This window comes from Holdemania sp. Marseille-P2844 (genome assembly GCF_900120005.1).
GTDB lineage: Bacteria > Bacillota_I > Bacilli_A > Erysipelotrichales > Erysipelotrichaceae > Holdemania.
The window spans coordinates 271,115-291,142 of the sequence record NZ_LT635454.1 but is presented as its reverse complement, the minus strand read 5'-3'; the positions used below and the strand labels follow the sequence as shown (position 1 = coordinate 291,142).

Here is a 20,028-nt window from a genome sequence, read left to right as displayed (position 1 = left end):
GGCGCACGTCAATCATCCAGCTCGCCGATGTAGTGCTTTTCCGCATTCAGTCCCAAGACAAGCGCCGCCCTGCCGCAAACCCGCAAACGATCCGGACAGCTTCTTCTTTAATGTTTCTCTGCCGCTTCCATGCCGGTTGATTCAATCGCGCAGCGGGCGATATTGCACGTATGATCCGCCATTCGCTCCAGGTTGCCCAGAATATCGCAGAACACGGAACCCGCGACAGCCGAACTGCACTCCTGGCGGCTCATCCGGTCGAAGTGATTCTGCCGGGCCTTGTATTCCAGCAAGTCCATGTAATTCTCATCTTCCAGCAGCGCGGAATACAGTGTGTAATCCTGCGATTCATAAACTCTTACGGACTGGGCGAGCATGTGATCAAACAAGTCGAACATCTGCAGCACCTCGTCCTTCGCACCGGCGGAGAACGAAGACTGATCTTCGCTGACCATTTCGAAGAACTCGACGAGATTCACGGTCAGATCGCCGATCCGTTCCAGATTTTTGATCACCTGCAGATTGAGATTCAGGTCCGCCATTTCCTTATCCGACAGATTTTCCTTGGAGATCTGCATCAGATACTGCGTGATCTTCGCATCGAAACTGTTGATCAGTGCCTCCGACTGCAGGATCATCTCGCGGTCCTCCTCGTCGGTGCCCTTGACGAAATAACTTTTTGCTTCCTGCACCGTCTTGCTTACGACGTCGACCATTTTAAAGATCGACTTGTGGACAAGCTCCAGCGCCGAGGCCGGCAGCTCGTGAATAATCTTCTCGTCCAGATCGTCGATTTTGATATCCAGCCGCTCCGGTTCCTGCCCCGGAATCAGTTTCTTGACCAGCTGACACATCTGCTTTAAGAATGGGAAAAACAGGATCGTCGCCCCGACGTTAAACAGGATATGCGCAACAGCGATCTGCATCATCGGCGCGATGTTCAGCATCGCCGACAGCTTTTGGATCAGCAGGATGTACGGCTGAAGCAGAAGCATGCCGATCAGGGTGCCGATCACATTGAACAACGTATGTAAGCCTGCCGTCCGTTTGGCCGCCAGACTGCCGCCGATCGCCGCGAAGACGCCGGTGATGGTCGTGCCGATATTGGAGCCGAACACAAACGGCAGCGCTGCCGACATCGACATCGCCCCCGCTTCCACTAACTTCTGCACCACGCCGATGGTCGCCGCCGAGCCCTGAATCAGCGCGGTCAGCACGGTGCCTGCCAACAATGCCAGAAGCGGCTGCCGGCCCATCATTTCCGCAAAGGCGATGAATTCCGGCATGTCCTTAAGCATCGACAAAGAATCGCCCATAATCCGCAACCCATAAAACAACAAGCCGAAGCCCATCACAATCTCGCCAACCGTGCGGCTCTTTTTCCGCTTGGCAAACGAAATCACCACGCCGCCCGCAAACACGAAGAACAAGGCGAACTGTTCCACCTTCAGGCCGATCAGAAACGCCGTCACCGTCGTACCGATGTTGGCGCCCATGACGATCCCCGCCGCCTGTTCCAGCCGCATTAACCCGGCCCGCACCAACCCGATTGTAATCGCCGTCGTCGCTGAGCTGGACTGGATCATAATCGTGACCAGGGCCCCGATCACAATCGCCATCAGCGGTTTCGACGTATATTTATCAATGTAATCCCGCAGCTTATCCCCGGCTAAGCTCTTTAAACCGTCCCCCATAAATTTGATGCCGAATAAGAACAGCCCGAAGCCGCCTAAAATCATATCCCACTGAATATCCTGTAACGTCATCCTTCCACTCCTCTCAAAGGTAAAGATACCAAGAAAAAAAGAAAATGACTGTTAAGTTTCTGTTAATTTTCCGTTAATCTGCCTTCATTCGCTGCTTTTTTACGATTTCCGTCAGAATGACTGCCTTTTTCAGGAATCGGCTTCCTGATCCGGTCTGTAAAATCCGACCGGCTGAACCGCGCCGCGCTTAGTTTTCCTCGCGCCGCCGGCTTCATTCACAGAAATCATCAATCTCTCCCACTTCTTTCAGAATTCTTAAAACGCGGGCAGGGATAGAATGTTGCGGCGCAAGCTATGCTATAATAAGACCAAGTCCTCATAGGACGGCAGAGGAGGAATATACGCATGATGTGGATTATTTTACTGGTCGTGCTCGCGGTGCTGGTCATCTGGTTTATCGCGGCCTACAACGGGTTTGTATCGTTAAAAAATAAAGTTGAGGAAGCGTTCTCCACGATGGATGTGTATCTGGTTAAGCGTTACGACCTGATCCCGAACTTAGTCGAAACGGTCAAGGGTTATGCAGCGCATGAAAAGGAAACACTGGAAAAAGTCGTATCCGCCCGCAGTCTGGCCATGAACGCGCATTCGATGGATGAAAAAATCGCCCAGGAACAGAATCTGTCCGGCTTGTTAGGCCGTTTGATGGCGATCTCGGAGAGCTATCCGGATCTGAAGGCCAACACTAACTTCATTGATCTGCAGCGGCAGCTGAAAGACATGGAAGGGGAAATCGCCAACGCCCGCAAGTATTACAACGGTGTGGTTAAAGCCTTCAATACCCGCACGGAAACGATTCCGAGCAATCTGATCGCGATGATCTGCGGTTTTAAGAAAATGCCGTTGTTTGTCGTTAAGGATGAAGCTCAGCGCGAAAACGTCAAAGTTTCTTTCTAAATATCGCTTTCCGCGATATTTTTTAAACCTTGGCGCGATGCCGGAACCCAGTTGGGAATGCCGGCATTCGGACAGTAAGGAGTGGAATTTATGAAAAAACGAATTTTATTCAGCGTTCTGACGCTGTTTCTGCTTTTCCTCGGGCTGCAGCCGATTCACGCTCAGGAAGGCTTCACGATCGACCATTACGACATTCAGATTGAGGTCAGCGAAGATGGGGTGTATACCGTTACGGAAACGCTCGACGTTCAGTTTCAGCAGCGCCTGCACGGCTTAAATCTGACGCTGCCCAAACGTTACCGCAATGTATCATGGCAGATTGGCGATACCGTGATAAACCGCAGCTACGTCTTTCCGATCGACCACATCGAAGTGCTCTCAGGTCATGAAGCCAAGCTCAGCGATGAGGATGATTACTACAACCTCCGCCTGGGCAGCGCCGATACCTACGCCCAATCTGAAGAAACCTATCAGATCCGCTATCAGGTGCATACCCGCGATTTGAGGTTGGGCAATATCCAGAGTTTTTACTGGAATCTGATTTCTGTTCACTGGGATACAACGATTGAGAAGGTCACCTTCCGGGTCACGATGCCAAAAAGCTTCGATGCCAGCCAGCTGTACTTCTATTCTGATCTGCCGCAGGATCAATTCCGCTTTGAGCAGGAAGGGACGACCTTCAGCGGCGAAACCTTATCCGCGCTGGCTCCGTTTGAGGGGATCACGGTTAAGCTGGACTTGCCTGATCAGTATTTCATCTATCCGAAACAAGCTGATTATTCCCTGCCCCTCGCCATTCTCGGCGGTTTTATCACGCTGCTCAGCATTTTCTGTCTGATGCGGTGGGGTCGTGATGAAACGTTGATCATTCCGGTCGAATTTACAGCGCCGGAGGGGATCTCCAGCACCGAGGTCGGTATGATTCTAAACGGTTCCGTGCAGAACCAGGAAGTCTTGTCGCTGATTCTGGACTGGGCGAATCGCGGCTACCTGACGATTGAGGATCAAAAGAAGACCTTGAAGCTGAATAAGCTGCAAGCTTTGCCGGAGGATACGCCGGTCGCGGAGCTGCGGTTGTTCAACGCGCTGTTTAACAATCGCGACAGCGTGACGACAAAACAGCTGGAGGAGAAGTTTTACACCCATCTCAATCAGGCGATCCAGGATTATTCCGCTTATTACCGGCTGCCGGAAAAGCGGTTGTTCACCAAGCTCTCTTCAACCTTACAGGTAATTTTAACCTTGTTAGCGCCGCTGCCGATTGCGATTCTGGCGGCCTTGCAGTTCTATGCCGTTGAATTCAGCTTCGCGGCAATCGTATTCCTGATCATTCCGTATTTCGTGATGATCATCGTCATCATCATGGGCAGCAGTCTGCAGCAGCGCTGGCACAGTGCCGGCGGCGGCTTTCGATTCGGTATGCTTCTCGGTATGGTCCTGCTTACGGGTCTGTGGGCGCTGTTATTGGCGATTGCCTTTCTGACAGCACGCCAGAGCTGGCTCTGCCCGGTTTTCTTAAGCATCTGCACGCTGATCAGCGCTCTCTGCGCGGTTTTCATGAAGAAGCGGACCGAGCGGGGACAGCGGTTAACCGGGAAAGTCTTAGGTCTGCGAAACTTCATTCTGTACGCGGAAAAGGACCGTCTGGCCATGTTGGTAAAAGATGATCCAACTTACTTCTACTCGATTCTGCCCTATGCCTACGCGCTGGGCTTATCGGATATCTGGGCGGAACATTTCCGGGGTCTGACCTTGGAACCGCCAACCTGGTACTACGGCCCGGATGGCTGGACAACGTGGTATATGATCAGCCGGCTGGACCGCAATATGAATTCGTTCCAGCGAGCCATGACCTCCGCGCCGGTTTCCTCAAGCTCGGGTCCGCATGGCGGCAGCTTCGGCGGAGGCGGGGGCGGCGGTTTTACCGGCGGCGGCTTCGGCGGCACCTCTGGCAGCGGCTGGTAAGCAGCTCAATCCGCATTCTGATCTCAATATCCGCCAATCGCAATGAACACAAAAGCTGCAGATTATTAGAACTTGCGGCTTTTCTTCTGCCGATCATTCAGACAAGCAGCGCCTATTTCTTTAAGAGCCGAGCTTCGTTCCGCCAGCATTGCCGTTTTATCGTGCGCAGTACTTTCATCTTGTTCTTTGTTTCAGGCTGATGCTCTGTCATTCGCTCAAAAATAAAGGCTTTTCTACTTCCATTGCAGAACAAAAAAACACGGCTTACCACCGTGCTTTCATCGCTTTCTCCATCTCCCGCTTCGCGTCCTTCAGCTTCGCGTCCTCACGCTTGTCGTACAACGCTTTCCCCTTAGCCAGCGCGATCTCCATCTTGGCCCGGCCGTTTTTTAAATACAGCTTCACCGGGACGACAGTATAGCCCTTCAGCTTGACCTTCTGCTGGAGCTTGACGATCTCCAGCTTGTGCAGCAGCAGCTTCCGTTGGCGGGTTTCGTCATGATTGAACTGGTTGCCATGATCATAGGCCGCGATGTGCATCTCCTTGATCCAGGCTTCACCGCTGATGAAGCTGACGTAGGCATCCTTAAACTGCGCCTTGCCCTGACGGATCGATTTAATTTCAGTTCCAGTCAGGACCAGTCCGGCTTCAAAGCGTTCCTCCAACGAATAGTCATGGGACGCCTTGCGGTTGACGGCAATGATTTTTTCACCGCTCATCGTGATTCCTCCTTATGCTTGGGTGGGTTTCGGTTTCCGCCGGCGGGTGCGCCGACGTTTGCTTTTGACCGGAGCCGGTTCCGCAGGCCGGCTCGGTTCCTTGCGGGGACCGGCTTTTTTCTTCGCTGCGGGAATAGGCTCGCGTTTTTCCTTGCGCGGCCGGACGAGATCGAAGTCGATCTCCTGATGGAGCTTACTGGCGCCGGTCACTTTAATCTTGACACGCTGCCCCAGCCGGTATATCTTCTTTGTCCGCTCGCCCTTCAGGCTCAGCGTATCCGGATCGTAATGATAGTAATCGTCCGTCAGCTTCTGCACGTGGACCAGACCTTCGACGGTGTTTTCCAGTTCGACAAAGAAACCGAACTTCGTAACGCCGCTGATAACGCCTTCGGCAATCTTGCCGATCTGATCCTCCATGTATTCGGCTTTCTTCATGTCTTCGACTTCGCGTTCCGCCTCGATCGCGGCCCGTTCCCGCTCAGAGGTCAGCTTGCCGTATTCCTCCATTTTGAGTTCGTCCTGCTTCATCATCTCCTGATCCAATGCAGTTCCGAAACCGTATTTGTGAAGCATCCGGTGAACGATCAAATCCGGATACCGACGGATCGGCGAGGTGAAGTGGGTGTATTCTTCCAGCGCCAGTCCGAAATGGCCCAGACAGCGCGGGTCATATTTCGCCTTCTGCATGCTTCGCAGCATCATCGTCGAGATGACCGGATAGGCCGGATCGTCTTTGAACGAATCCAAAAGCTGCTGCAGCTGCAGCGGACGGATTTGTTCAACGCTGCCTTTAAAGCGCTTGCCCATCAACAGGACAATCTTCGCAAAATCCCGCAGCTTCTTCGGCTCCGGCGCTTCATGCACCCGGTACAAGGCCGGAATCTCAAGCCATTTCATGTGCCGGGCCACGCATTCGTTAGCCGTGACCATGAAATCCTCAATGATCATTTCCGCTTCCTTGCGCTCGCGCACCTGAATTTCCTGAATTTTATTTTGTTCGTTTAAAATGATTTTCGCTTCCGGCGTTTCAAAGTCGATCGCTCCGGCCTCATGACGGCGCTTGCGGATCGCCCGGGAACAATCCCGCATCAAACCGATCATCTCCGTCAGCTTTTTGTATTTCCGGCAGGCTTCTTCCTCGCCTTCCAGAATTGCGTTCACCGCGGTATAGGTCATCCGCTCCGTTGTCTTAATATAGGATGGAAAGATCTCATAATTGAGGATTTCCCCAGCTTCGCTGATCTCCATTTCACACGACAGCGTTAACCGCAGCACTTTCGGATTCAAGGAACAGATGCCGTTGGATAACAGGTGCGGAAGCATCGGTACCACACGGTCGACGACATAGGTGGACGTGCCGCGTTTGAGCGCTTCCTGATCAAGCGGACTGTTCTCTGGAACATAGTGGGAAACGTCCGCAATATGAACGCCCAGCCGGTATCCGCCGGCGATCTTCTCAACGCAGACCGCGTCGTCCAGATCCTTGGAATCCTCGCCGTCAATCGTGATAATCATTTTCCCAGTGCAGTCGCGGCGGCCTTCTTTTTCTTTCGGCGATACGCGCGATGGCGTCCGCTGCGCCTGTTCCATGACTTCCTGTGGGAACTGCGGGTCGATATCGTATTCCAGCAGCACCGACAAAATATCCACGCCCGGATCGTCGATATGGCCTAACAGCTGGACAATTTCCAGCTCCATCGGATCACCGTAGCGCAAGACCTTCAATAACACCTTCGTGCCGCTGACCATTTTAAAGGCCTGCCAGTTTTTGACGATCAGCCGGGCTTTAATCCGCTCGTCGTCCAGCCGCAGCTGCAGACCCTTGCCTGGCGAAGAGAAAAACGTCCCGACCAGCGTGTTTGTTTTGTGCTGCAGAACGCGGATGACCTCGCCCTCGTCGCTGCCGTAGAAAGACGGCAGTTTCTTGACGATTGCCACATCGCCGTTCATCGCCCCATGCAGATTGGCTTCCGTGATGTGGATGCTGTTCTCTCCTTCCAAATCCAGAAAGCCGAAACCTTTGCGGTTTACGGATAACGCTCCCTGATAGTAACCGCCCATTCTGGCCGGCATCAGATTGCCTTTCTGACTGAACACGATCACATATTGTTCAGCCAGTTCGTTGACCGCTTTATTCATCGCCACGAATTCTTCTGTTGTTGCTAAGCCTAACGTTTCCTGCAGCTGAGCCAGACTCAACGGTCGGTAATGCTCGTCGGCAATCATCGTTTCAATTTGTTGTTTTATGTCTATTTGTTCCATAACCTCACCTCGAATTTCCTTTAATAATATGAAAAAAGGCCGCTGTTGACGGCCGTTAGTTCAGTACCCTAATCACAATGACCAGCACGAAGAACAAAATTCCGACAACCAAGGTGGCATTGGAAATAATCTTCTCCGGTCCTCTCTCTTTTACATTGGCAAACAGATTTAATCCGCCGCTCCCAGTAAAAGCACCGCTGATCCCGTCTGATTTTCCACTTTGTAACAGAGAAAGAAGTATTAAAATCACGGACACCACCATCAATAAGATATCAAGCATCTTAATCCTCCTTTCAGATTTATCGCTTTTCTATTATAACAAAGGCGTAGTCAAATTGCAAACAGTTCCGCTGAATTTCAGGAGGAAAGCGGGAATTCCCTGCGCTTCTTCCTTATTGTTCACCAGGAACAAGAGATTTAATCCGCTGGCTTAACTTCTTTTCTCTGTTGACATTCCTTTTTTGTGAAAAAAGACAGCCTGTGAAAGACTGTCTTTTCAAATGAAGATGTATTCTGCTTATTTCTTAACGTTGTAGAAGCAGTTCATGCCCTGGTATTCAGCGATTGGGCCCAGTTCGTCTTCGATCCGGATCAGCTGATTGTACTTCGCGATACGGTCAGTACGGCTCATCGAACCGGTCTTGATCTGGCCTGCATTCAGACCGACGGCGATATCCGCGATGGTCGTATCTTCTGTTTCACCGGAACGGTGGGAAACGACGCAGGTATAGCCCGCCTTCTTCGCCATTTCGATAGCGTCGAAGGTTTCTGTCAGCGAACCGATCTGGTTGACCTTGATCAGGATCGAGTTGGCGATGCCCTTTTCAATGCCTTCCTTCAGGATTGCCGGGTTCGTAACGAACAGATCGTCGCCGACCAGCTGAATCTTGCTTCCCAGCTTGTCTGTCAGTTTCTTCCAGCCGTCCCAGTCTCTTTCGCCTAAGCCGTCTTCGATCGAAACAATCGGGTACTTTTCAACCCATTCTTCATACATGGCGATCATTTCATCCGTGGTCTTTGTGCCCTGTCCGGATTTTTCCAGATCGTAGTTGCCGGTTTCTTCATTGTAGAATTCAGAAGCCGCAACGTCCATGGCGATGCAGATATCCTTGCCCGGAACATAGCCCGCAGCCTTGATCGCTTCAACGATCAGCTTCAGCGGTTCTTCATTGCCTTCAACGCAGGAAGGAGCGAAGCCGCCTTCATCACCGACGTTGGTGTTGTAGCCTTTGCCCTTTAAGACTTTGCGCAGGTTGTGGAATGTTTCAGCGCCCATTCTGACAGCTTCCTTCAGGGAAGTTGCGCCGACCGGCATGATCATGAATTCCTGGAAATCAACCGTGGAATCCGCATGGCTGCCGCCGTTTAAGACGTTCATCATCGGAACTGGCAGCGTCTTGCCGTTGAATCCGCCGAAATACTTGTACAGCGGCATATCATAGTAATCTGCAGCGGCCCGTGCGCAAGCCATGGAAACGCCCAGGATCGCGTTCGCGCCCAGTTTGGACTTATCGTTGGTGCCGTCCAGTTCGATCATGACTTTGTCGATCGCGTTCTGATCGGTAACGTCCATGCCTAAGACAGCGTCGGCAATGATATCGTTAACGTTGGCAACCGCCTTCGTTACGCCCTTGCCCATGAAACGGCTCTTATCGCCATCACGCAGTTCCAGTGCTTCTCTTTCGCCTGTGGATGCGCCGGATGGAACGATCGCGCGTCCGAAAGCGCCGGATTCTGTCGTCACTTCGACTTCAACAGTTGGGTTGCCGCGGGAGTCCAGGACTTCGCGTGCGTAAACATCAATAATACTAGGCATCTTCAATTTCCTCCTTGTGATTACCTGTTCTATTTTCCTTTTCCCTTTTCATTTGGGGAAAAGTCAAATGCTAACGGTGTGTTTTCTTTGTTTTTCTGCCGTCGTTCTGCAGCGCCAGCCCCAGAACGATCAGCAATACCGGCCAGTAGCTGACCAGCATCGTTTCCATACCGGCCATCAGCTGTTGGACGTCCAGAGTCGGATTCAGCAACAAGATGGCGCCGGAAACAATCAGAATCCCGCCGATCCTCTTTTTCATAACGACGCCTCCTTTTGGCTTCATTATAGACAGAGGATCGATGGGAATTTTGTCATTTTACCTTATTTTGTCGCGTTGATAATTTCTTCAAAGGAATCCGTTTTCAACGAAGCTCCGCCGATCAGAGCGCCGTCGATATCTTCCATGGCCATGTATTCCTTAATATTGTTTGGCTTGACCGATCCGCCGTACTGGATGCGGACGCCTTCCGCCGCTTCATCGCCAAACATCACGCGAACCTGGTCACGGACGATGTGGCAGCAGTTCTGCGCGATTTCCTTGGTTGCGCTCTTGCCGGTGCCGATCGCCCAGATCGGTTCATATGCAAGAACCATCTTGGCGACGCACTTCGGGCACAGCCCTTCCAGGCCGCCCTTCAGCTGCGCGCGGATGACTTCTTCGGTCTGGCCGGCGTCAAACTGAGCTTCAGTTTCACCGATGCACAGGATCGGCGTGATCCCCGCTTCGATTAAACGCTTGGCCTTTTTGTTGACCGTTTCGTCTGTTTCATTGAACATCTGACGGCGTTCGGAATGGCCGATGATGCACCATTTCACACCGATTTCTTCCAGCATTGGTACGCTGACTTCACCGGTGAATGCGCCGTTGTCTTCAAAGTGGCAGTTTTCTGCCGCAACGATCAGACCCTTCGCCGTATTGACGCAGTCCTTCAGCGCTGTGAACGGAGCCGCGATGCCGTAATCTGCGCCGTCGTGCAGCTTCGGTTCAATTTCATTGATGAAGCTGACCGCTTCCGCGCAGGTCTTATTCATTTTCCAGTTTCCGACAATAATTGGTTTTCTCATTGATTTATTTCTCCTGAATGATTGCGATGCCCGGCAGTTCCTTGCCTTCCATGTATTCCAGGGAAGCGCCGCCGCCAGTGGAAATGTGCGTGAACTTATCTTTGAAGCCCAGCTGGATCGCCGCTGCCGCGGAATCGCCGCCGCCGATCACCGTCATCGCGTCAGGCAGCTCGGAGATTGCCTTGCAGACTTCGATCGTGCCGTTGGCATAAGCCGGGTTCTCGAAGACGCCCATCGGTCCGTTCCAGACAACCGTCTTGGCGCCCTGCAGTTCTTTCTTGAACAGCTCGACAGACTTCGGTCCGATATCCAGGCCCATAAAGCCCGCTGGAATTTCGTCATTGCTGACCGTCTTGACTTCCGTTGCGTTTTCAAACGCGTTGGCAACGACAGAGTCGACCGGCAGGATCAGCTTGTCGCCGCCCTTAGCCAGAAATTCCTTCGCCATTTCGATCCGGTCTTCTTCTAACAGGGATGTACCGATTTCTTTCCCCTGAGCTTTTAAGAAGGTGTACGCCATGCCGCCGCCGACAATGACCTTGTCCGCGATGTTCAGCAGGTTTTCAATAACAGCGATCTTATCGGAAACTTTCGCACCGCCTAAGATAGCGACTAACGGACGCTTCGGATTGTCGATCGCCGCGCTCAGGTTCTCGATTTCTTTCTGAACCAGGAAGCCGCAGGCGCTTGGCAGATGCGTCGCAATGCCGACGGTGGAAGCATGCGCTCTGTGAACCGAGCCGAACGCATCGGAAACGAACAGATCGCCTAAGCCTGCCCAATACGCAGCCAGATCCGGATCATTCTTGGATTCGCCCTTTTCATAACGGGTGTTCTGCATCAGGACGATATCGCCTTCGTTCATCGCCGCGATCGCATTTTCCAGTTCTTCGCCGCGGGTTACCGGAACGAAGGTCACTTTGCCGGAAACCAGCTCCTGCAGCCGTGCGGCAACCGGAGCCATGTTGTTCTTTTTCTTGCCTGCTTCGCACTTTTCAGGATCTTTATGATCGATCTTGCCCAGATGCGACATCAGGATAACCTTTGCGCCATGCTCCGTCAGATAGTTAATCGTCGGCAGAGCGGAAACGATCCGGTTATCATTGGTAATTTTTCCATCTTTGATAGGTACGTTAAAGTCGACGCGAACCAGGACGCGTTTTCCTTTAACATCAAGGTCACGAACAGTTTGTTTTGCCATGTTAAGAATTCCTCCTTTTACATTTCAAATTATAACACCCGAAAGAAGTGAAGTAAACTAGGAAAAAGCCGCTTGTGATCATCTTATCAAGGTGATAGCGCTTTCTTTTGACAACCCTGCAGGATTGTTGTTTTTTGCCTTCGCCAAGCCGTTTTCTCCAGCGTTTCCCCCACCTCCCTGACGACGCGGACAGCTCAAAAGGAAAGGAGCGTTTCCGCTCCTTATTCCATCTCGTTGTAAAGCTTGGTATATTGATCCGCCGACAGATTCCAGCTCACGTCGGTGCCCATTGCCTGCTGGACCAGCTGATCCCAATCCGCCCGGTTGAGGTAGTAAGCATCAGCCGCGCAGCGCAGCGTGTAAAGCATGTCATGGCTGTTAAATGCCGTAAAGCTGAACCCGTTGCCTTCCTTGGTGTACTGGTTGTACGGATGAACCGTATCGCGCAGACCGCCGGTTTCCCGAACTAACGGCAACGAACCGTAGTGCATCGCGATCAGTTGTCCGATTCCGCATGGTTCAAATAACGACGGCATTAAGAACAGGTCGCAGCCGGCATAAATCCGATGCGCCAGTTCGTCGTTGTAACCGCAGTAATACACGGCACGGCGGCGATACTTGTCTTCCATCATCTTAAACTGGTTTTCGATGTGCGTTTCACCGGTGCCCAAAACGACAAACTGAACGTCCAGGCCCATGATATCCGCCATTTTTTCAATGATCAGATAGACGCCCTTCTGCCAGGTCAGTCGCGAAACGATACCGATCATCATCACATCGTCCGCCACCCGCAGCCCCAGCTCTTTCTGAACAGCGGCTTTGTTCGCCCGCTTGCCTTCCAATACGGTTTCCGCATTGTAATGCGCCGGCAGCGCCGGGTCGGTCATCGGATCCCACATCTTGGTGTCGATGCCGTTGACGATGCCGTACAGATCGCTCTGTCTGAAACGCAGCACTTCGTCCATCTGTTCGCCATACTGCGCCGTCAGAATTTCCTGAGAATAGGATGGCGACACCGTCGTGATCTTATCCGAGAAAATAATGCCGGTCTTCATGAAGCTGATGCCGTTGTGGAAACGCATCGAGCCGTCGTCGAAATACCGCCGGTCGATTCCCAGACAGTCCGTCAGCACATCGGCTGGGAAATTGCCCTGGAACGCCAGGTTATGAATCGTATACATATGCTTGATCTGCTGATAACGCTGATCATCCGGATACTGAATGTGGCACATCGCCGCGATCATGCCGGTATGCCAGTCGTGGCAGTGCATGATATCCGGGAAGAAATCAATCGCCCACAGCATTTCCAGCACTGCTTTCTGATAGAAGGCGAAACGTTCGCCATCGTCCGGATACCCATATAATCCGTCTCTTTCAAAATAGCCGGCATGCTCGATGAAATAATAGGTAACGCTTTCCCACTGCGACTGGTAAATCGTCGCAACCGTGTCGATGACGCCGATATGAATCGGAATCGTTTTCAGCTTCGTGAACTCGCCGCGGTATTTTTCAGCAATTCGTTTATACAGCGGCAGTACGACGCGGGCATCCATGCCCTTTTCGTTTAAGATCTTCGGCAGCGAGCCAATCACGTCCGCCAGTCCGCCGGTCTTGATATACGGCAAACCTTCCGCCGCGACAAACAATACTGATTTCATAAGACCCCTCCTTTAAATCCGATCTCTGCGTTTAACATAGATCGGGGAATCATCGGTCCCCACTAACTTTTTAATATGGTTGACGATCGCCGCCTTATCGACGATGACATGATCCAGCTTCGCGCCCTCGCCAATATAGGCTCCCGGCAGGATGACGCTGTTTTTAACGACCGCGCCGCTCTTGATAATGACGTTTCGCCCGATGACGCAGTTTTCAACATTTCCTTCGATATGGCAGCCGTTGGCAATCGAACAGCCGCGGATCTTCGCCTCCGGCATGTATTGCGACGGCGCAGAATCGTTAGTGCGGGTGTGAATCGGCCAGTCTTCTTTAAACAACTCACGCGCTTTAGCGTGCGTGCGCAGTTCGATATTCGCCTTGAAGTAGCTGCGCAGGCTGTTGATGCAGTAAACGGTGCCCTTAAACGCATAGCCGTTGATCCGCAGATCCTCGCAGCTGTCAGCCAGGATATCCTTGAACCAATACAGCGAGCTGGTATTGGCTGCTTTGCGGACCAATTCCAAAAACAGCTTCTTGGTCATAACATACGCTTCCAGCGATACGTTGCGGGTCTTGTATTTGCCGCGGTTCTTCTCAAACGTCACGATCCGCTTGTCCTTGTCCATCGACAACGTATCGCAGCCGATGAATTCTTCCTTCGCGTTATCCGTCGATTTGTAGATGACGGTAACGTCGGAATTCTTCTCCGCATGATATTTGAGAACTTCGTTGAAATCGATCTGATAAATCATATAGCTCGGCGCGATGATGACATACGGTTTATTCACTTCTTCAATATACTGAATATTGTCCATAAAGTTGGCGATGTCGTGGTTATAAACATCCGACATAATCCGGTTTTCACCATACAGGATGCTCAGACGCCCGCGCTTGGAGTTGATGTTGTATTGCCGACCGTTGCCCAGATGCTCGATCAGGGAACGCGGTTTGTCCTTGATGAACACTTCGATTTGGGAAATTCCAGAATTGGTCATGTTGGAAAGCATGAAGTCGATCAAACGGTAACGACCCAGAAAGGAGATCGCAGAGGCCGGGCGGTAATCCATCAGACCTGTGATATCGACACAGGCGTCTTCAAAGTTAATAATTCCTAATGCGTCACACATACTTCCGTCCCCCTTATTTCACTCTCTTTTTTGCGATCAGTTCGATATGCTCGCTGTCCTTGTGTCCCACGACAGCACCCGGACTGATTTCCACATTGTCCGCGACGATGCAGCGGGTTACCTTCGCGCCCTCGCCGATCACGGCGTTCGGCATGATGACAGAGTCGATAACCTGCGCGCCGCTGCCGATTTCGACGTTGGTGAACAGGACGGAGTTTTTCACGCTGCCGTTGACGATGCAGCCCTGATTGATATAGCAGTTTTCAACAACCGCTTCCTCGCCGATAAACTGCGGCGGCGTCGGTACGTCCTCGGTATAAATTTTCCATTGGGAATCGCCCAGATCCAGTTCGTTGTCCGGATTCAGCAGGTCCATGTTGGCTTCCCACAAGCTGTCGATCGTTCCGACGTCTTTCCAATAGCCCTTGAAGCGGTAAGCGGTCAGAATCTTGTTGTCGCGCAAGAAGGCCGGGATGATATCCTTGCCGAAGTCATGGCTGGAATTCGGATCCTTTTCATCGGCGGTCAGATACTTGCGCAGCGTCTTGTAGTTGAAAATATAGATGCCCATCGAAGCCAGATTGCTCTTCGGCTTCGCCGGTTTTTCCTCAAATTCAATAATCCGGTCGGTTTCATCCGTATTCATGATGCCGAAACGGCTCGCTTCCTTTAACGGAACGGCCAGCACGGCGATCGTCGCGTCGGCGTTGTTGGCTTTGTGGTGCGCCAGCATCTTGGCATAGTCCATCTTGTAGATGTGGTCGCCGGACAGAATCAGCACGTATTCCGCTTCCATCTGATCCAGAAAGTCGATGTTCTGCGTGATCGCATCTGCCGTGCCGCGATATAAGCCCAAGCCGGTCTTATCCTTTTCCCGCGGCGGCAGAACGAAGACGCCGCTGTCGCGCGCGTCCAGTCCCCAATGGTGATCCCGTGCGACGTAAGAGTTCAGCAATACGGATTCATACTGCGTTAAAACGCCGACAACGGAAATTCCCGAGTTGGCACAGTTGCTTAAAGGAAAGTCGATAATACGATACTTTCCGCCGAAGTAGACTGCCGGTTTAGCGACTTTTTTTGTAAGATCAAGAAGACGGCTTCCGCGTCCTCCCGCTAAAATCATGGCAACCATATTATTTTGTTTCATACCTTTAGCCCCCATAGTTTCTTTATGATTTTATTATAGCGTGTTCCTGTCTGTTTTTCAAAGATTAAAAATCATAATTTCCATGTTCTTCAAAATTGAAAAACGTACATTTTCAGTTGATAATCAAAATTATTTGCGAAACGGCAGGGAAAATCCGGTTTAGAAGCAATTTCACCGTTTTTTTAAACCATTTTCGCGGAAAATTTTGCTAAAAAACGACATCAGCTCAAATTTATTAAAAAAGTAACCGGTTTCAATTCGACTTTTCCGCATTTCTAATTTTTTCACATTCCATCACGGAAAATCAATTTACTCCCAATCAATTCAATTTTTGACTAAAATGATTACCTGTGCCGTAACCGCTTCCAATTTAAGACTGATAAAAAATAAAATAACGGTCAAAATCCCGTTATTTCTGCATCATTTCCTGATTTAAGATCATTTCTGCGGAGGCTTTGATCAGCGCTGCGCAGCGTGTCCCGTCAGCGTCTTTTGATAAATCCCACTTTCCTGTCATCGCCGCGGCATGGACCGGGTGTTTTTCACGCACGGCAAGGATCAAACGGTCGTTTTGTTTGCGAACTAACAGCTCATCCAAGCCAAACCCGCAGTCCTGCAGCGTCTGCTTGCCGGACTCCCTCAGAACCTGACCTTCCTTTGGCTCTAACACTTCCGCAAAGGAAGGCAGAGACTGCCCGCAGGGATACCAGCAGCCGCCGCGCAGATGCCGCCAGCCATCCCCGCTGTTTCCGCAGCGCTTCAGCTGAATCCACAATCCGTTTTTGATCACCGGCTGTTTCTCGCTTTCCCGCCGCAGCGTAAAGCGTCCGATTTGAAAGGGGATGCCCTGCGCTTCACCCTGAACCGCCCAATCCCACTCGCAGCGATAGCGGGCAGGATTCAGCCCCAGCTGTCTGTCCCAGCCGATATCCAGTGCGGAAGGCTCCGCCGCGCTCACATTCGCAAACTGCCGGGTCAGCTCTGCCTGAAAGCCAGCCTGATGGCATACATTCACAAACCGCTGCCGGGTCGGTTTGATCGCAAACCACCACGCAAACGCAAACAAGAAACCACCGGCGAGGGTGCCGCGGTGACTGCGGATGCCCAGCCTGTTCTCGATTACAAAATCCGCCACCAGAACGCCTGCGAATAAAATCACTTCCAGCCAGTACAGAAGCTGCCAGCGCCGCGCGGTTCTCACAAACCGGCGTTCATCAGCCACGCGCGAACCTCGGAAATAAAATACAACGAACCGGTGATCACTACCGTGCCCTCAGCCCCGGCCTTGTCGTGGGCTGTGCGGACCGCGGTTTTCCAGTCTTCGATCAATTCACTGCCTTCGATCATCAGCTGCGCACCCGTCTGGGCGCGGAAATAGTCGAATTGCGTGATGATCAGAGTGTCGCTGATCTGTTTCAGCTGTTTGGCCATGACCTCAGTTTCCTTATCCTTCAGCGCGGTAAACACGATGACGCGCGGATGGGGCAGAGCTTGTGCGGACGCACACAGCGCTTCGATTCCCGGTGCATTGTGCGCCCCGTCGATGATCGTCAGCGGATGCTCCTGAAGAACTTCAAACCGGCCGGGCCACTCTGCTTTCCGCAGTCCTTCGCGCAGCGCTTCCTCACTGAGGGTCAGCTCTCCCTGCTGCTTCAAGGTCCGCAGACACGTCAGGGCCACCGCCGCATTGCGGGCTTGATATTGAGCACGGGTATGCAGCGTATAGGTCTGATCTTCCATCGTAAAGTGAATCTCGGATCCCGGCTGAACCGTAACGGCGGGAACCGAAATCAGCCGCGCCTGCTTTTTTGCGCAGACTGTTTTGATCACCGCCTGGCATTCCGGCTGCGTCACGCCGCTGACGACCAGCCCATTATGTTTGATGATCCCTGCTTTCTGCAAGGCGATCGCTTCCTCCGTGCTGCCTAGGCGTTCCATGTGATCCAGGCCGATTGACACAATCACGCTGCACAGAGGATGACGCAGCGTATTCGTCGAATCCAGAAGACCGCCCAGCCCCACCTCGATCACCGCGAAATCAACCTTTTGTTCGATAAACCACAGACAGGCGAAAAAGAAATCGATCTCAAACATCGCCAGATCCCATTGTTCCAGTAAATCCCGGTAGGTATCGACATAGCGGACAAACGTGGCGTCGTCGATCCAGCGCTCCTGAATCCGGATCCGGTCCTGATGGGCGACCAGATGCGGCGAGGTGAACGTGCCGACGGTATAGCCGGCTTCGCGCAGGACGCTGGCGAGATAGCTGACGGTGCTGCCCTTGCCGTTGGTGCCGGCGACATGTATCGTACGCAACTGGTCCTGCGGATCGCCCTGGCTGGCCATAAACCGCTGGAAGTGATCGAAGCCATGGTGAAAATTATGCCGGGCTGTAATCCAATCGACGGCCTCCTGAATTGTCGTCATCTTAATCCTCAATCTGCCAGTCGATCGGCGCGCGGCCCTGATCGATCAGAAATTGATTGGCCTTGGAGAACGGATGCGTGCCGAAAAAGCCGTAGTTGGCCGATAACGGCGAAGGATGCGGCGATTTCAGGATCAAATGCTTCGGATTGGTGATCCAGCGGCCCTTGTCCTGCGCGTTGCGGCCCCACAGGATAAAGACCAGCGGATCAGGATGGTCGTTCAGCTTGCGCATGACCTCGTCGGTGAATTCTTCCCACCCCCTGCCGCGGTGGGACAGTGGTTTGGAATCTTCGACCGTCAGCACGGTGTTCATCAGAAACACGCCCTGCTGAGCCCATTTCATCAGATAGCCGTGATGGGGAATCGTACAGCCCAGATCGTCATGCAGTTCCTTATAAATATTAACGAGACTTGGCGGTACCTTGACGCCCTTACGCACTGAGAAACACATTCCATGCGCCTGATTGGGCTGATGATAAGGATCCTGCCCCAGGATGACGACCTTCACGTCGGAATAGTTGGTAAATTCAAACGCCGAGAACACCTGCAGACGAGGCGGATACACCTTCGTCGTCGCATACTGCTGGCGCAGAAAAGCGGATAACTGCTGGAAATAAAGCTTTTGAAATTCCTCTTTCAAAAACGGGGTCCATTCATTCTGAAACATTGTGCTCCTCCTTAGGGTCTTCTTGACAAAAATAAAAACCGGATTTTTTCCGGTTTCATTATAGCACTGTTCGTCCTATTTCACCAATCCCTGCGCTTTGAGCTGATCGCGCCGGTGATGATAGATCGTCGCGTAAACAGCCATCGCGATCGGAAAGAGGGAACAGAAGATCACGGCGACGGGCAAATAGAGTGTTTCCGGGAAAATCCAGGAGCACAGCACAATCGCCGCCATGCCCAGACAGCGGCCGATCGACTGGTAGGTTTCCCGCACGATCACCCGGCCGACGATATTTTCCTGCGCGGCGTAATCGGCGATCGCGTTCATCACGATGATCTGATACGGATTGGCGTACATCGGCGTCGACAGCGCGTTGACCACGCCGTAATAGACGGCCCCGCCCAGTGTCGGCCAGAGCACCAGCACGACGGCGCTGGAAGCGATCAGTACGGCGCCGATCCGGTAGAACCTCATGCGGTTGCGGCGGTGCATGGCGCGCGAAACCAATGCGAACGCGATAATCGAGATCAGGGCGAAGAACGCCAGCAGTTTGCCATACGTACTGCCGCTGCCCTGGGTTGCGTTATACACCAGCAATCCGGCCAATGTCAGCGACAGTGAGTTGTGCATGCCGTAGAAGAACGTCGTGATCATGCAGTAGCGCCATTGCGGATCGTCCAGCTTCATCCGTTTCAGCACGGAGAACGGCTGCGGCGCGCTGCGGGCCTTGACGCGCAGCGAGATCAACGCGATCCCGGCGTATATCACTAAGACGATCTTGAAGATTTCCACATAGCCTGCGGTATCCGAAGCCGCCATGTCGATGATCATCGTCGAGATCAGCGGCGCGGCAATCGCGGCGATGTTGTTGCAGATGCCGACGCTGGAAAGAAAGCGGGAGCGGGACTGGGGCGAAGACACGATCTGATTCAAACTGTTCAGGCTTAGCCAGAACAAGCCTTCCCCGATTCCTGTCAGCGCCGCCACGCCGTAGACCAGCTGCGGATGCACGGCAAACTGATCCTGCGCCCCCAGCACGAACAACAGGCTGAGCATGATGAAGACCAGCCCCGTGGTCAACGGTCCGGCAAAGCTGTGTTTCTGCGCCCACTTGCCGCCGAGGGTGAAGAAAAAGGGAAACAAGCCGATCCGCACGATCGTGTAGATCGACATGACAACCAGCGAGCCGGTATAGGCGTACAAATAGACGTTCATGAACACCGCCGACATCGCGTTGGCCAGATTGAACAGACAGGCGATGAGGATCGTCGTCGTTTCATCACGCGTGAATTTCTGCTTACGCATG

At 52.5% G+C, this 20,028-nt stretch carries 17 protein-coding genes; 2 read left to right on the top strand and 15 right to left on the bottom strand.

Annotated features, from left to right (window positions below; translation table 11 throughout):
* Window positions 1-107: 107 nt before the first annotated feature.
* The gene (locus tag BQ7364_RS16100) at window positions 108-1,766 is read right to left on the bottom strand and encodes a Na/Pi cotransporter family protein (RefSeq protein WP_072685691.1); all 1,659 of its coding nucleotides are present in this window, start codon (window positions 1,764-1,766) and stop codon (window positions 108-110) included.
* A 345-nt stretch (window positions 1,767-2,111) separates the two neighbouring features.
* Between BQ7364_RS16100 and BQ7364_RS16095 the strand changes: the two genes are divergently transcribed.
* Together BQ7364_RS16095 and BQ7364_RS16090 are read left to right on the top strand one after the other, a co-directional pair.
* A complete protein-coding gene (locus BQ7364_RS16095; protein WP_072685690.1) occupies window positions 2,112-2,663 on the top strand; it encodes a LemA family protein in 552 nt (183 codons plus the stop codon).
* 90 nt (window positions 2,664-2,753) lie between these two features.
* On the top strand, window positions 2,754-4,628 hold the full coding sequence (locus BQ7364_RS16090) for a DUF2207 domain-containing protein (RefSeq protein ID WP_072685689.1): 1,875 nt from the start codon (window positions 2,754-2,756) through the stop codon (window positions 4,626-4,628).
* Between the two features lie 264 nt (window positions 4,629-4,892).
* Here the strand turns inward: BQ7364_RS16090 and smpB are convergent, their stop codons facing one another.
* The 14 genes from smpB to BQ7364_RS16020 form a co-directional block, all read right to left on the bottom strand.
* Entirely contained in the window at window positions 4,893-5,348 is a 456-nt protein-coding gene (smpB, locus tag BQ7364_RS16085; protein WP_072685688.1) for an SsrA-binding protein SmpB, read from the bottom strand.
* Between the two features lie 12 nt (window positions 5,349-5,360).
* Entirely contained in the window at window positions 5,361-7,613 is a 2,253-nt protein-coding gene (gene rnr / locus BQ7364_RS16080) for a ribonuclease R (protein WP_072685687.1), read from the bottom strand.
* 55 nt (window positions 7,614-7,668) lie between these two features.
* On the bottom strand, window positions 7,669-7,893 hold the full coding sequence (gene secG, locus BQ7364_RS16075) for a preprotein translocase subunit SecG (protein WP_006057619.1): 225 nt from the start codon (window positions 7,891-7,893) through the stop codon (window positions 7,669-7,671).
* 237 nt (window positions 7,894-8,130) lie between these two features.
* Window positions 8,131-9,429, bottom strand: a complete 1,299-nt coding sequence (gene eno / locus BQ7364_RS16070; protein ID WP_072685686.1) for a phosphopyruvate hydratase — start codon at window positions 9,427-9,429, stop codon at window positions 8,131-8,133.
* A gap of 70 nt (window positions 9,430-9,499) precedes the next feature.
* Entirely contained in the window at window positions 9,500-9,688 is a 189-nt protein-coding gene (locus BQ7364_RS16065) for a LiaF transmembrane domain-containing protein (RefSeq protein WP_039863675.1), read from the bottom strand.
* Between the two features lie 62 nt (window positions 9,689-9,750).
* The gene (gene tpiA, locus BQ7364_RS16060; protein WP_072685685.1) at window positions 9,751-10,494 is read right to left on the bottom strand and encodes a triose-phosphate isomerase; all 744 of its coding nucleotides are present in this window, start codon (window positions 10,492-10,494) and stop codon (window positions 9,751-9,753) included.
* Between the two features lie 4 nt (window positions 10,495-10,498).
* Window positions 10,499-11,695, bottom strand: a complete 1,197-nt coding sequence (gene pgk, locus BQ7364_RS16055; protein ID WP_072685684.1) for a phosphoglycerate kinase — start codon at window positions 11,693-11,695, stop codon at window positions 10,499-10,501.
* Window positions 11,696-11,916: 221 nt separating this feature from the next.
* Window positions 11,917-13,353 carry a glycogen synthase GlgA gene (glgA, locus tag BQ7364_RS16050; protein ID WP_072685683.1) on the bottom strand — a complete coding sequence of 479 codons (1,437 nt, stop codon included), beginning with the start codon at window positions 13,351-13,353 and terminating at the stop codon, window positions 11,917-11,919.
* A 12-nt stretch (window positions 13,354-13,365) separates the two neighbouring features.
* The gene (gene glgD, locus BQ7364_RS16045) at window positions 13,366-14,481 is read right to left on the bottom strand and encodes a glucose-1-phosphate adenylyltransferase subunit GlgD (RefSeq protein ID WP_072685682.1); all 1,116 of its coding nucleotides are present in this window, start codon (window positions 14,479-14,481) and stop codon (window positions 13,366-13,368) included.
* A gap of 13 nt (window positions 14,482-14,494) precedes the next feature.
* A complete protein-coding gene (locus BQ7364_RS16040; RefSeq protein ID WP_072685681.1) occupies window positions 14,495-15,628 on the bottom strand; it encodes a glucose-1-phosphate adenylyltransferase in 1,134 nt (377 codons plus the stop codon).
* A gap of 409 nt (window positions 15,629-16,037) precedes the next feature.
* A complete protein-coding gene (locus BQ7364_RS16035; RefSeq protein ID WP_072685680.1) occupies window positions 16,038-16,850 on the bottom strand; it encodes a hypothetical protein in 813 nt (270 codons plus the stop codon).
* The gene (locus BQ7364_RS16030; protein ID WP_072685679.1) at window positions 16,826-18,055 is read right to left on the bottom strand and encodes a bifunctional folylpolyglutamate synthase/dihydrofolate synthase; all 1,230 of its coding nucleotides are present in this window, start codon (window positions 18,053-18,055) and stop codon (window positions 16,826-16,828) included. Before BQ7364_RS16030 ends, BQ7364_RS16035 begins: the two co-directional genes overlap by 25 nt.
* Before the next feature lies 1 nt (window position 18,056).
* Complete coding sequence (locus tag BQ7364_RS16025) at window positions 18,057-18,722, bottom strand: uracil-DNA glycosylase (RefSeq protein WP_072685678.1); 666 nt, start codon at window positions 18,720-18,722, stop codon at window positions 18,057-18,059.
* A gap of 75 nt (window positions 18,723-18,797) precedes the next feature.
* Complete coding sequence (locus BQ7364_RS16020) at window positions 18,798-20,027, bottom strand: MFS transporter (protein WP_072685677.1); 1,230 nt, start codon at window positions 20,025-20,027, stop codon at window positions 18,798-18,800.
* Between the last annotated feature and the right edge of the window lies 1 nt (window position 20,028).